This is a genomic window from Streptomyces sp. NBC_01775, from assembly GCF_035917675.1.
Classification (GTDB): domain Bacteria; phylum Actinomycetota; class Actinomycetes; order Streptomycetales; family Streptomycetaceae; genus Streptomyces.
On sequence record NZ_CP109104.1, the window covers coordinates 1,994,380 to 2,007,079 of the forward strand.

At 71.1% G+C, this 12,700-nt stretch carries 15 protein-coding genes; 8 read left to right on the top strand and 7 right to left on the bottom strand.

Annotated elements, in window-relative coordinates:
- The first annotated feature begins 140 nt into the window (after window positions 1–140).
- From OHB04_RS08960 to OHB04_RS08980, 5 genes are all read left to right on the top strand, one after another.
- The gene (locus OHB04_RS08960; RefSeq protein WP_405806135.1) at window positions 141–710 is read left to right on the top strand and encodes a MarR family winged helix-turn-helix transcriptional regulator; all 570 of its coding nucleotides are present in this window, start codon (window positions 141–143) and stop codon (window positions 708–710) included.
- A complete protein-coding gene (locus OHB04_RS08965; RefSeq protein ID WP_326687133.1) occupies window positions 707–2,203 on the top strand; it encodes an MFS transporter in 1,497 nt (498 codons plus the stop codon). Before OHB04_RS08960 ends, OHB04_RS08965 begins: the two co-directional genes overlap by 4 nt.
- Before the next feature lie 52 nt (window positions 2,204–2,255).
- Window positions 2,256–2,819 (top strand): isochorismatase family protein, encoded by a 564-nt coding sequence (locus OHB04_RS08970; RefSeq protein ID WP_326687134.1) that lies wholly within the window; start codon window positions 2,256–2,258, stop codon window positions 2,817–2,819.
- Window positions 2,820–3,031: 212 nt separating this feature from the next.
- Window positions 3,032–3,613: a dihydrofolate reductase family protein gene (locus OHB04_RS08975; protein ID WP_326687135.1), complete on the top strand. Its 582-nt coding sequence runs from the start codon at window positions 3,032–3,034 to the stop codon at window positions 3,611–3,613.
- A gap of 83 nt (window positions 3,614–3,696) precedes the next feature.
- Entirely contained in the window at window positions 3,697–4,854 is a 1,158-nt protein-coding gene (locus OHB04_RS08980; protein ID WP_326687136.1) for a glutathione-independent formaldehyde dehydrogenase, read from the top strand.
- On the opposite strand, the gene OHB04_RS08985 is transcribed toward OHB04_RS08980, so the two are convergent.
- Together OHB04_RS08985 and OHB04_RS08990 are read right to left on the bottom strand one after the other, a co-directional pair.
- Window positions 4,771–5,091, bottom strand: a complete 321-nt coding sequence (locus OHB04_RS08985; protein WP_326687137.1) for a hypothetical protein — start codon at window positions 5,089–5,091, stop codon at window positions 4,771–4,773. The genes OHB04_RS08980 and OHB04_RS08985 overlap by 84 nt on opposite strands.
- Window positions 5,088–5,483, bottom strand: coding sequence for a nuclear transport factor 2 family protein (locus OHB04_RS08990; RefSeq protein WP_326687138.1), 396 nt, complete (start codon window positions 5,481–5,483; stop codon window positions 5,088–5,090). The genes OHB04_RS08985 and OHB04_RS08990 overlap by 4 nt, the downstream gene beginning before the upstream one ends.
- A gap of 38 nt (window positions 5,484–5,521) precedes the next feature.
- On the opposite strand from OHB04_RS08990, the gene OHB04_RS08995 reads away from it, so the two are divergent.
- Window positions 5,522–6,112, top strand: coding sequence for a TetR/AcrR family transcriptional regulator (locus OHB04_RS08995; RefSeq protein WP_326807243.1), 591 nt, complete (start codon window positions 5,522–5,524; stop codon window positions 6,110–6,112).
- A 356-nt stretch (window positions 6,113–6,468) separates the two neighbouring features.
- Window positions 6,469–6,963 carry a cupin domain-containing protein gene (locus OHB04_RS09005; protein WP_326687139.1) on the top strand — a complete coding sequence of 165 codons (495 nt, stop codon included), beginning with the start codon at window positions 6,469–6,471 and terminating at the stop codon, window positions 6,961–6,963.
- Between the two features lie 90 nt (window positions 6,964–7,053).
- Here OHB04_RS09005 and OHB04_RS09010 read toward each other — a convergent pair whose 3' ends face one another.
- Window positions 7,054–7,344, bottom strand: coding sequence for an amidohydrolase family protein (locus tag OHB04_RS09010; RefSeq protein ID WP_442815083.1), 291 nt, complete (start codon window positions 7,342–7,344; stop codon window positions 7,054–7,056).
- A gap of 346 nt (window positions 7,345–7,690) precedes the next feature.
- Window positions 7,691–8,530 (bottom strand): aldo/keto reductase, encoded by an 840-nt coding sequence (locus OHB04_RS09015; RefSeq protein ID WP_326807244.1) that lies wholly within the window; start codon window positions 8,528–8,530, stop codon window positions 7,691–7,693.
- Between the two features lie 140 nt (window positions 8,531–8,670).
- Here OHB04_RS09015 and OHB04_RS09020 point away from each other — a divergent pair, with 140 nt between their 5' ends.
- Window positions 8,671–9,639, top strand: coding sequence for a LysR family transcriptional regulator (locus OHB04_RS09020; protein WP_326687141.1), 969 nt, complete (start codon window positions 8,671–8,673; stop codon window positions 9,637–9,639).
- A gap of 173 nt (window positions 9,640–9,812) precedes the next feature.
- Here OHB04_RS09020 and OHB04_RS09025 read toward each other — a convergent pair whose 3' ends face one another.
- The 3 genes from OHB04_RS09025 to OHB04_RS09035 form a co-directional block, all read right to left on the bottom strand.
- On the bottom strand, window positions 9,813–10,580 hold the full coding sequence (locus OHB04_RS09025) for a sulfite exporter TauE/SafE family protein (RefSeq protein ID WP_326687142.1): 768 nt from the start codon (window positions 10,578–10,580) through the stop codon (window positions 9,813–9,815).
- Window positions 10,581–11,225: 645 nt separating this feature from the next.
- Window positions 11,226–11,984 carry a zf-HC2 domain-containing protein gene (locus tag OHB04_RS09030; RefSeq protein ID WP_326687144.1) on the bottom strand — a complete coding sequence of 253 codons (759 nt, stop codon included), beginning with the start codon at window positions 11,982–11,984 and terminating at the stop codon, window positions 11,226–11,228.
- Window positions 11,981–12,469 (bottom strand): sigma-70 family RNA polymerase sigma factor, encoded by a 489-nt coding sequence (locus OHB04_RS09035; RefSeq protein ID WP_442815084.1) that lies wholly within the window; start codon window positions 12,467–12,469, stop codon window positions 11,981–11,983. Before OHB04_RS09035 ends, OHB04_RS09030 begins: the two co-directional genes overlap by 4 nt.
- Window positions 12,470–12,700 lie beyond the last annotated feature (231 nt).

Consider the following 12,700-nt stretch of genomic DNA (forward strand, 5'->3'; position numbering starts at 1 on the left):
TCGACTGAAACAAGGATCGTACGGCCTGTGATCGGGCGGCCACCACGCGCCGAGCGGTCCGTTCTCCCCGAGGTCTCACCGGGGTCGTATATCGACAGGAAGACTTGCAAGTTTCCCTGTCGACGTCCTACGGTGGAGGCATGCCACCTCTGGAGCAGGAGCCGGGGCAGGGCTACGAGCGCATGGCCGCCGAGGTCTCCACCGCCGTCGCCGCGCTGAGCCGACGGCTGCGCGCGGCGTCACCGGCGGGCGCGTTCACGCCCACGCAGCGGTCGGTCCTTGGCCGGATCGACCGCTCGGGCCCGACGACCATCGCGGCGCTCGCCCGCGCCGAGCTGGTGCGCCCGCAGTCGATGCGGGTCACCGTGGGCGCGCTGGAGGAGCAGGGCATCCTGGCCCGCAGCCCGCACCCCACCGACGGCCGGCAGGTGGTCTTCTCGCTGACCGAGCGGGGCGCGCACACCCTGGAGGCCGTCCGCCGCGCCAAGCACGACTGGCTGGCCGACGCCATCGCCACCCGCCTCGACCCCGGCGAACAGCACACGCTCACCGAGGCCGCGGCGCTGCTGAGGCGACTGGTCGCCGAGGACGACGCCCCGCCCGGAGAGCCCGCTCCGGACGAGACCGGGGGGAACGAAGCAGCGCCCGGCGGGGCCGCGCCGGGAGAAGCCGCACTCGGGGAGGCCCCGCCGGGAGACGCCGCCCGATGACCCGCGCGCTCGGGCAGGCCACCGGATCCTCCTCCCCCACCACTCAACTCCCGGCCGATGGGCGGGCGTTCGGCGTCCGACTCATGGCACCGCTGCTGCTCGGCTCGCTGCTCAACCCGGTCAACTCGACGATGATCGCGACCGCGTTGGTGGCGATCGGGCACGGCTTCGGCGTCGGGGCCGCCGACACCGCCTGGCTGATCGCCTCGCTCTATCTCGCCAGCGCCGTGGCCCAGCCCACCATGGGCAAGCTGGCCGATCTGCTCGGGCCCCGCAGGGTGTTCCTGGCGGGGCTCGTGATCGCGCTCGCGGCCGGGGTGGTGGGCGCGGCGGCGCCCGCCTTCGGCTGGCTGATCGCCTCACGGGTACTGCTCGGCATCGGCACGTCCGCCGCGTATCCGTGCGCGATGGCGCTGCTGCGCGCCGAGGCGTCCCGGCTGGGGCGGCCCGTGCCGCGTCCGGTGCTGGCCCGGCTGTCCCTGGCGGCGCTGGGCAGTGCCGCCACCGGCCCGGTACTGGGCGGGCTGCTGGCCGCGACGGTGGGCTGGCGTGCGATCTTCGCCGTCAACGTGCCCATCGCGCTTGCCGGGTTGGCCCTCGCGCTGCTGTGGCTCCCCAAGGACGCGCGCGCCGAGGACGCACGCGGCGAGGACGCACGCGGTGAGTCCACCGTCGGCCCCGCCGATCCGGCCGCGGATGTCACCCACGCCCCCGACCGCCCCCGCCGGACCGGCCGGGGCGCCTCCATCGACGCGCTCGGCATCCTCCTGTTCGCCGCCGCGCTCACCACCGCGATGCTCTTCCTGATGGAGCTCGCCCACCCGCGCTGGGTGCTGCTGGTGCCGTTCGCGGTGCTGGCCGCCGCCTTCGTGTGGTGGCAGCTGCGGCGTCCGGCGCCCTTCCTGGACCTGCGGATGCTTGCCCGGCACCGGCCGCTGGTGCTCACCTACCTGCGGCACGGGCTGACGTACCTGGTCATCTACTGCGTGATGTACGGCTTCGCGCAGTGGCTGGAGGAGTCGCACGGCTTCTCCTCGTTCCAGTCGGGTCTGATCATGCTGCCCATGTCGCTGGCGGCGGCGCTCTGTTCGCTGCTGGGCGCCCGTACGAAGGGCATACGCGGACCCCTCATGCTGACGGCCGTACTGCTGCTCGCGGGTGCCGGGATGCTGGCCATCGCGCACGGCAGCACCCCGCTGGCCGTGCTGCTTGCGGCCTCCGTGCTGTTCGGCCTGCCCCAGGGGCTGGCCGGGACGAGCAACCAGGCGGCCGTCGCCGCGCAGGCGCCCGCCGACGGCGTGGGCGCCGCCGCCGGGCTCCAGCGCACCTCGCAATACCTCGGCGCCATCACCGCGTCCAGCCTCATCGCCCTCTTCTACGGCCACCAGGCCGACGACGCGGGCCTGCACCTCATAGCCGTGACGACGGCCGTGCTCAGCCTCGCGCTGTGCGTCCTGACCGTCACCGACCGCGCCCTGCACGGCCGTTCATGACGCCCTTTTCCCATCCCCTTCCATCCCCTTCCCCCTTCGCAAGGAGCACCCCATGGCCCTCAGCGCCATCGACCCCAAGAGCGCGCTCGTGCTCGTCGACCTCCAGAAGGGCATCACGCGCATCCCCGGCGCGCCCTACACCCCGGCCGAGGTGATCGAGCGCGGAGCCCGGCTGGCCACGGCGTTCCGCCTGCGCGGGCTGCCCGTGGTCCTCGTCAATGTGACGGGCACGCCGCCCGGCCGTATCGAGACCCCGCTGAGCGGCAGGGGCGGCGAGGCCCCGGCCCCCGACTGGGCCGACCTCGTCCCCGAACTCGACATCCAGGACACCGACATCCACGTCACCAAGCAGAGCTGGGGCGCCTTCTACGGCACCTCGCTCGACCTGGAGCTGCGGCGCCGGGGCGTCACGCAGGTCGTGCTCGGCGGGATCGCCACCCGCTTCGGCGTCGAGTCGACGGCCCGCGCCGCGCACGAGCACGGCTACAACGTGACCGTCGCCGTGGACGCCTGCACGGACATGTCGGCCGACGGCCACCGGGCCTCGGTGGAGGGCGTCTTCCCCCGCCTGGGCGAAACCGCCACGACGGCCGAGATCCTGGCCACCCTCACCTGAGAGCCGAGGGCCTGGCCGCCCTCACCTGACCCACGGCCCCCTCCCGGCTCCAGGGGCTTGTGGGTCCGGGCGATGCCGGCCAGGAGGCGGACCGACTCGACGACGGGGCGGACCGCCCCGTCGTCGCCCGGGCCGCGACAGATGGCAACAGGTCGCAACAGGACTGCGCTCCCGACGCGCTGGCACACTGGCAGCCTGCGAAGGGAGTCCTCATGGGCCGGCTCGTCTATACCGCCTTGACCTCGCTCGACGGCTTCATCGCCGACGAGAGCGGCAACTTCGACTGGGCCGTGCCCGACGAGGAGGTGCACGCCTTCATCAACGATCTGGAACGGAACTGCGGGACGCATCTGTACGGGCGCAGGACGTACGAGATGATGACCGGCTGGGAGACGGACCACCCCAAGGACGACGACTCGGACGCGAGCCGCGACTTCGCGGAGATCTGGCAGGCGGCCGACAAGATCGTGTACTCCCGCTCCCTGGAGCGGGTCACCACTGCCCGCACCACGCTTGAGCGGGAATTCGACCCGGAGGCGGTCCAGCGCCTCAAGGAGACCACCGACCACGATCTGCTCATCGGCGGCCCCGGCCTGGCGGCCCACGCCGTGCGCGCGGGCCTGGTGGACGTGTGGCAGCTCTTCGTCGTCCCCGTCCTGGTCGGCGGCGGCAAGCGGCACTTCCCCGAGGGCTTCGCCACGCCCCTCGTCCTCCGCCAGGAGCGCCGCTTCGACAACGGCATGGTCTTCCTCCGCCACCACACGGCTCCCCCCATCGAGCCCGCCGAGCAGTAGTCCCGCCTCGAAGTCGCATATGGGGCAAATGGGTGTAAGCATGGAGCCGGGGCCCGGGTCGCGCACACCGTAAGGGAGCGATCATGAAGGCAGCGGTATACGAAGGCCCGCGGAAGGTCACGGTCAAGGACGTGCCGGACGCGAAGATCGAGCACCCCTGCGACATCGTCGTAGAGGTCACCAGCACCAACATCTGCGGTTCCGACCTGCACATGTACGAAGGACGCACCTCCTTCGAGACCGGCCGGGCGCTGGGGCACGAGAACCTGGGGCGGGTCGTCGAGGTGGGTTCGGGCGTCTCGAAGGTCAGGATCGGGGAGTACGTGGTGCTGCCGTTCAACATCGCGTGCGGTTTCTGCAAGCAGTGCGAGCGCGGGCTGACGAACTACTGCCTGACCATGCAGCCCGAACCGGCGATGGCCGGCGCCGCCTACGGGTTCCCGGACATGGGCCCGTACCAGGGCGGTCAGGCGGAGCTGCTGCGCGTGCCGTACGGCGACTTCAACGCGCTGCGACTGGGCGAGGACGCGGCGGAGCGCCAGGTCGACTACGTGATGCTGGCCGACATCTTCCCCACCGGCTATCACGCCACGGAGATGGCCGGCGTCAAGCCGGGCGACCAGACCCTCGTCTACGGCGCGGGCCCCGTCGGACTGATGGCGGCCTACTCCGCGCTCCTGAAGGGCGCCGGCCGCGTCTGGGTGGCCGACCACCAGCCCGACCGGCTGCGCGTAGCCGAGGAGATGGGGGCGATCCCCGTCAACACCGCCGAGCACAACCCCGCGCAGGTCGTCAAGGAGGCCACCCTCGGCCTGGGCGCCGACAACGGCTGCGAGTGCGTCGGCTACCAGGCCCACGACCCGCAGGGCCGCGAGGACGCGGCGCTGGCCCTCAACGGCCTGATCGACGCCGTCCGCTTCACCGGTGGCATCGGCGTCGTCGGCGTCTTCCTCCCCGAGGACCCGGGCGGCGAGGAGATCCAGGGCACGCTCGAAGCACAGGGCCGCGTGTCCTTCGACTTCGGCCTGATGTGGTTCAAGGGCCAGAAGATGGGCACCGGACAGGCACCCGTCAAGCGGTACAACCGCGCCCTGCGCGACCTGATCGCCGGGGGCAAGGCCGAACCGAGCCGCATCGTCTCCCACGAACTCGACCTCTCAGAGGCGCCCAGCGCCTACGAGCACTTCGACGCCCGCGACGACGGCTGGACGAAGATCGTCCTCCACCCGAACAGCCCCTGAGTACAGCTGCGCGAGAAGTGCCGCGACTGAGCGGCTGAGCGCCGACGTGCCCATGGCGCCCTGCATGGTGATCCCGTTCATCTGCATCAACTGGGCGTGGAAGGACAGCCGCACGTCGAGCGGTACGGCGTTGAAGGTGGGAACGAGGTTGGCCGCTCCGTAGCCGAATGCGCCGGCGAGGGCGCCGGTGGACATCAGGGCGAGGCCCTGAACGAGCCGGACGCGTAGGCGGATCACTCCCCCGTCTCCGGTTCCGCGGTGGGCGTACGGCCGAGTTGGTGAATGCGCCGCACCCGTCCGTCCTCGGCGACCTCGCCGATCAGGAGCCACTCGCTCACTACGCGGCCGAGCTTGCGGTGTTGCGCGGTGAGGCAGCAGCGTGCGGCGAATCGGCGGCCGTCGACGAGGAGATCGTCGATCCTCATGTGGCCGGCGGTGACGTTCTTGCGGGCCGGGGCCGCATGCGCGATCAGCTGGCCGCGGGTGAGCTCCGTGCCGTCGGTGACCCAGACGGCATCGTCGGTCAGGGTGCGATCCACGATGTGTGCCGGGTCCTCGTCGGAGAGGGCCATGTCGCGGGTGTGGTCGATCAGGAGGCGGCGCGCCGCCGGCTCAGTTATGTCTGACATGCCTGTCAGTCTTGAGACGTGCCATATAGTTGTCAATCGTGTCAGAGATAAGGCGTCGCCGTCAGCGGGTAGAGGTCCAACGCAACCGTGCCGCGCTGGTCTCGGCAGCGGTCCGGGTGCTTGCCGAGCGCCCCGAGGCGAGCATGGCGGAGATCGCTTCCATGGCCGGTGTGACACGGCAGACCGCCTACGTGCACTTCGGCACCCGTGAGGCACTCCTCGCTTCGGTGCACGACGAGCTGAGCCGCCGGGCGTTCGCCGTTCTGGAAGCTGCTGATCTTGAGGCCGGCACGGCCCCTGAAGCTCTTGGCCGATTCCTCACCGCGACCGGAACACTGCTGGCCGAGCAGGCGGCGTTCGGTCATTCAGACAGCGCCCCGGAAGCAGACGCGTCGCGTCACGTGCCGATCGAGCAGCGTCTGGAGGACCTGATCCGCCGTGGGCGCGACAGCGGCGAGTTCACGACCGCCCTGGAGACGAGTTGGCTGGTCGCCGCGGTGATCGCACTCGGCCACGCCGCCGACCATCAGATCCGCGTCGGTCGCATGGACGCACAGGGCGCGGCGAAGCAATTCCGCTCGACAGTGATGCACTTGTGCGGCGCCGAGGACCCTGACCGTTTGCTGTGACAGGCGGTCCGCCGTCCAGGTGCCGACGCTGCCGGGTGGGACATGCTCAGCAACGAGCGGCGGCCCGCCCTGCCACGACGGAGGGCCGTTCGGCGCCTTCCTCCGTAGCTCACGATCGAGGACTCCGTCGGATCATCGGGCGGACCAGAAGGCACCCGATGATCCACCACCGCGGTCGCCTCGCCGCAGGCGGTGGCCGTGTTGACCGGCCGGGACGGGGATGACCGCTCGGATGCCGCGCTTGCGCGGCTGCTCTCGGATGGCGCGTCAGGGGTAGGCCTTGTCCGTAAGGACAACGTCCTCCTGGCGAGTGAGCACAGCCGCTCTCTCCCGGGCCAGACCAAGGAGACCGCACCATGTCACTGTTCGTGCCGGACTTCGACGACGCTGTCGTCGTCCGTTCCGTCGAGGCCGAGACCGTCGGCCGGGCCCCGACCACCGTCCGTCTGCTGGCCGACAGCAGCCAGACCGGCGGCGCGCTGTCCACCCAGCGCGTCACCCTCGACACCGGCGCGAACGGCGCGGCCCCGCACCGGCACGACAACTCGGCCGAGATGTTCTATGTGCTGGACGGGGCCGCCCAGTTGCTGTCCGGCGACCAGGTCCTCACCGCCGAGCGCGGCGACCTGGTCGTCGTCCCGCCCAAGCTCGCCCACGCGTTCGCCGCGGCACCCGGTGAGAGGGCGGACCTGCTCATCGTCATCACGCCCGGCGTGGAGCGGTTCGAGTACTTCCGCCACCTGGAGCGCATCGCGTACGGAAAGGTGCCGCCGGAGAGCCTGCGCGACGTGCAGGAGGTCTACGACACGTACTTCCTGAAGAGCGAGGCGTGGGAGGCGGCCCGGCACTGAAGGGCTGCCGCCGTACCGAAGCCGGACCGTCAACCGCCAGTCCCGCGACAGCGGCCCGAAGCCGGCACCCGCGATGCCGTGACGGTGGGGTCAGGGGGCGAGGCGGGGGAAGAGGGCCTCGGCGCTCTCGCGGTTGACGGCCTCGGCCTGGCCGGGGGTGAAGTTCGGGTAGGTCTCAAGGAAGTCGTTGTAGTAGCTGCCGGCCTCCTGCGGGGCGAAGGGCCAGTCGCTGCCGTAGAGGACGTGGCCGGGCTCGGCGAAGGCGAGCAGGGCGGGCAGGGCGCTGGGGCTGGCGGACAGCGCGGTGTCGAAGTAGAACCGCTTCAGGTCGCGCAGGATGTCCTCGGCCTTGCGCTCGCGGTCGACGACGGTGGAGGTCAGGCCGGAGAAGCGGTACGCGGCTCCTGCGGCGTGAACTGCGACAGGGCCGCGTACTGGCGTGCGCGCAGCACCGCCTCGCCGGAATCACCGGCGAGACGGTCCCCGGGGCAGCGGAGTCGGAGGCCAACGAGGGCTGAGGCGGTCCCGCGTATGCAACGAGCCGCGCATACGACAAGACCACCGCCATCCACCCGGCCGCGCATCGCAGGCATCATCAGCCGGTCCGGCCGGTGATCCGGCCGGTGACCTGGAAGAAACGACCCAGCTCCCGCAGGCGCTTGCCGCGACCCCTCATCGGCCCGCAGCCCTCATCCGCTCCGGTCCGGGCGACGTCCAGGCACAACCCCTATGCCGGCTCGGACAGTTGGTCGAGGCGATCGCGGTGGGCCTGGGACAGGTGGAGGTCTTCGGCGGCGACGTTCTCCTCCAGGTGGTCGATCCGGGCGGTACCCGGGATCGGGAGGATGACCGGTGAGCGGCCCAGGAGCCACGCGAGCGCGACCTGCGTGGGGGTGGCGTCAAGTTCGGCCGCCACGGCGGCTACCTCGGCCCTCGCCCCCGACTCTCCCCAGGCGACAGGGCGCCACGGCAGGAAAGCGATCCCTTCCGCTTCGCAGGCCGCGAGCACCGGCTCGTGCTCGCGGTCGAGCAGGTTGTAGCGGTTCTGCACGCTCGCGACATCGACGATCTCCCGTGCCTCCTTGAGCTCGCCGACGCTGACCTCGGACAGTCCGATCCGGCCGATCTTGCCCTCGGCCCGCAGATCCCGCAGCGCGCCGAGCTGGTCGGCCGGCGGCGTATCCGGGTCGATACGGTGCAGCTGAAGCAGCTCGATCCGCTCGACGCGCAGCCGCCGCAGCGCCTGCTCGACCTGATCGCGCAGCACCTCCGGCCGCCCGTCGAGCTTCCACTCGCCCGAAGGGCCCGACCGGGTAAGGCCGATCTTGGTGGTGACGAGCAGCCCATCCGGGTAAGGGTGCAGGGCTTCGGCCAGGAGTTCCTCGTTGGCTCCCCCGCCGTACATGTACGCGGTGTCGATCAGGGTGACGCCCAGCTCGACAGCCCGCCGGGCGACCGCGACGGAGGCCTCACGGCCCGGCCCCGGCTCCGTCGGCAACCGCATGGCACCGAACCCGAGCCGTCCCACTTCCAGATCCCCGCCGATACGGAACCCAGACGATGCCATGTGCCGTCCTCTCCCCTTCGCTCAAGAGGGTGACGTTAACAGCGCAGTTGGGCCGCCGCACCGGTCCCCGCGCCCACCTGCCACGAGGAAACGGGCGAACTGACGTCCAGAGCATGCTTGCCAGCCCTAAAGTGACCGCCATGCACTTGGATCTGAATCTGCTGACCGCGCTGGACGCCCTCCTGGAGGAGGGCAGCGTGGCCGGGGCCGCGCACCGGCTGCACCTCACTCCCCCGGCCATGAGCCGCGCGCTGGCCCGTCTCCGGCGCGTCACCGGGGACCAGGTCCTGGTCCGCACGGGTCACAGCATGACGCCCACTCCGTACGCGCTCGCCGTACGCCAGCAGGTCCACACGCTCGTCCAGCAGGCGCACGCCGTGCTGACGCCCGAGCACGACCTCGAACTGGAGACTCTCGACCGGACCTTCACCCTGCGGCTGAACGACACGGTCACCCACGCGATCGGCCCCGGCCTGCTCGCCGCCGTCCGGCGACGGGCCCCCGGCGTACGGCTGCGGCTGCTGGCCGAGACCGACGCGGAGGCCATGGACCTGCGCTACGGCCGGGTCGACCTGGCGGTCAGCGCGACCTCGTCGACGCCGCCGGACATCCGCCACGAGACCGTGGCCCACGACCCGCTGGTGGTCGTGCTCCGCGCCGCCCATCCCCTGGCCGGGGGCGCGCTCACCCTGGACGCCTACACGGCGGCCGACCACCTCACCATCTCGCGCCGGGGCCGCCTCCGCGATCCCGTCGACGACCTCTTGGAGGAGCGGGGATCGGCCCGGCGCGTCATCGCCGCCGCGCCCACGGGGGCCGCCGCGCTGCGCATCGCCCAGCACAGCGATGTGCTCGTCGTCGTGCCCGAGCTGACGTCCCGTCCCGTCGTGGCCGAACTCGGCCTGCTGACGCTGCCCCTCCCCTTCGACACGGCACCGGCCCCACTCGTACTGGCGTGGCACCAGCGCTACGACGACGACCGGGCCCACACCTGGCTACGGGACCAGGTGCGCACGGCACTCCGGAGCGTCGCGGACGAGCACGGAGACGGGGACGAGCACGGGGACGGGCAGGCGGTCGGGCGCGCGGAACCGGCGGTCGCGCCCTGACCGGCCCTTCGCGTCAAACTGCGCCTCGTCGCGGGCCCCGGACGAGCAGGCCGTCGATCGCCGTCGGGCCGCCCAGCTCGACGGCCGCGTCGACCTGACCGCCTCGAAAGCGATCGCCATTGCCTGGCCACGCCGGGCGTCCGTCCCCTGTGAGCGATCCTGCCGGCCGCCCCTTAATGAACCACCAGTTGAACGATGGCCACGGTGCCGACCGTCACGATGAGGGCGCGCAGGACTGTGGGGCTGAGGCGTCCGCCCACTTTGGCTCCGATCTGGCCGCCCAGGGCGGAGCCAACCGCGATGAGGGCGACGGCCGTCCAGTCGAAGTCCGCGACGAAGAGGAAGAAGAGCGCGGCGACGGCGTTGACCACAGCGACGAGGACGTTCTTGAGGGCGTTGAGACGTTGCAGTGTCTCGTCGAGGAGTATGCCCATCCAGGACACGTAGAGGATTCCCTGGGCGGCTGAGAAGTAGCCGCCGTAGACACTGGCGAGCGTCAGTCCGGCGAACAGCAGCGGGCCGCCGTCAGGGCGCACAGGGCTGTCGGCCGACGCGCGGCGACGCCGCACCTTCTCTTTGATGGCGGGCTGGAGGACGACCAGGACAAGGGCCAGGCCCACCAGAACCGGCACGATGCGCTCGAACGCCGTGGCGGGGAGGACCAGCAGGAGCGTGGCGCCGGTGAGGCCGCCGAGCAGGGCGCCGACGCTCAGTTTCAGGATGCGCCGGGCTTGGCCCTCGAGCTCCTTTCGGTAGCCGATGGCGCCACTGATGGAACCCGGGATCAGGCCGAGCGCGTTGGAGACCGTCGCGGTGACGGGCGGCAGGCCGGTCGCGAGCAGAACGGGAAAGGTGACCAGTGTCCCGGAGCCGACAACGGTGTTGATCGTGCCCGCGCCGATGCCCGCCACGAAGACGGCGAGCATCTCCCACGCCGTCATGCCTGGCCCTCATTCCGAGGACCGGAGACCACGCCCGGCCGGACGGCGCTCCGCGACGGCCTCGGCTCCCCGCGCACCACGGCTGACGCGGCACTGGGTGCCGCCTCGGAAACGGCGGGCAGCCAGAGGGGCCATCCCCCGCGGAAACCCGTGCCCGGGTGACGGTCGTTGCGCGGCGATATCCACATCCAGCAGACACTAGACCAGCAACACTTCGGCACTCGGCGCAATATCCCGGGACCTCGGCCGGGCAACCTCGGCGGCCTTCGGGGTAACCCGTGGCGCTTGGTCGTGACTCCGGCGTGTACGGCGGCCAAGAGCCGCCGCACCGCCGCGAGTTCGGGCTCCGAGAGGTCCTCGACGGCGCCGACGACGTCTTCGATGAGCGGGCCGAAGAACGACCGGCCCAGGGCGACGGCCCGCTCGTCCACGCTGGTGGTCCTCGCGGGGGCGAGCCGCGTCCACGACGCGGAGCGGGTCGCGGCGGCGGCGCGGCGGCGGCTGCCGGACGTGGAGACGGCGGTGCTCCCCGGCGTGACGCACCACGGGATGCCGTACGCCGGCGCCGAGGAGTTGAACAAACTGGTCACCGCCTTCTGCGACCCGCGTTGGCCGGGGCGGCCTTCCACCCGCCCGTGGCCCGGGTCAGACGTCGATGGTCGCCAAGCGGCGGCCGTCGAGAGTGCGGACCTCCAAGCGGGCGAGATCGGAGCGGGAGAACGCCGCGCCGCCGTGGGTGTAGAGCGGCTCGTCCCACTTGGTGCCCTTGATGCCGTAGCCGTGCCGCGGTACGGCCCAGGTGGTGACGGTCTGCTTCTTGCCGTTCTCACCGACAGCGATCAGCTCGCACTCCAGCGGACCTCGTAAATCCCCGAGCTTGAGCGCGACATGGGTGCCCCAGGGCTTCTTCTCCAGCGAGACGGTGGCCCGGATCTTCGTACTCGCGTCGACCGTGCCGATCTTCTCGCCGTGCTCGTACATCTGCCGGGCGGGGCTCGCGAAGTGCTGGGACCGGCTGTCGCCGTCGTCGCCGCTCACCGCGAGGACGGCCAACGGCCCTCCGACGATCAGCGCGAACACGGCCGCGACCAGCCACAGGCGGCGCGTACCGCGTCTGCGTCGCTCGGCGTCGGCTTCGGCCGCCGTACTGGCCAGCAGCCGGTCCAGCAGCTCGGGCGGCGGGCCATCCGGTGTCGGAGGAGGTCCGCCGTGCCACGCGTGCTCGGCGAGGAACGGGGTGAGCGCCGTCACGGATTCCAGTTCGACGGCGCACCGGTCGCATCCGGCGAGATGCTCCTCGAACAGCTCGGCATCGGCCGCGTCGAGGACGCCGAGCGCGTAGGCGGCCACGTCGGTGTGCTGAACGGGCTCGGCCGCGGAACCGGGCGAGTTCTGCGTGGTCATGGTGTCACCCCCCTTTCCTCCAGCGAGAGCTTCAGCGCTCGCAGCGCGTAGTACACACGTGATCGGACCGTCCCTGGAGGTATACGTAAAACCCCCGCCGCCTCGTTCACCGTTCGGCCTTTGAAATACGTCTCGATCAGTGCCTCCCGGTGCGAACTGCTCAAGTCGGTCATGGCGTCGGAGATCGTCATCATGCGTAACGTACGGTCGATCTCGTCGGGCGCGGGCAACTCCTCCAGCGGCGCCGGGTCCACCTCGCGGGGTCTGGACTGCTGCACCCGGTGCCCGTCGATGACGATGCGCCGCGCGACCGTGACCAGCCAGGGGCGCACCGATCCCGTCGCCCGGCCGAGCTGCTCGGAATTGCGCCAGGCACGCAGCAGCGTCTCCTGGACGACGTCCTCGGCCCGGTGTCTGTCGCCTGCCACGAGCCGGAGCACGAAGGCGAGCAGCGGTCCTGCGTGTTCGTCATAGAGCGCCCTCATGAGGGCGTCGTTCGGCGAGGTGCTGTCGGCGGCCACGACGGCATCGTCGCGCAACGGAATACCTCCGGTCGAGGGCTGCTTCGGTCGTTGTTTCCTCGGTCTCCTCGGGACGTTGTCCCAATGTCTTCTCAGGCGCGATACGGACGCGAAGGCCTGTCCGTTCAACAGAACCCGTGTGAGACAGCGCTCATTTCCCGATTGAGTGCTCCGCCGCGGCTGCCCGTAAGACCC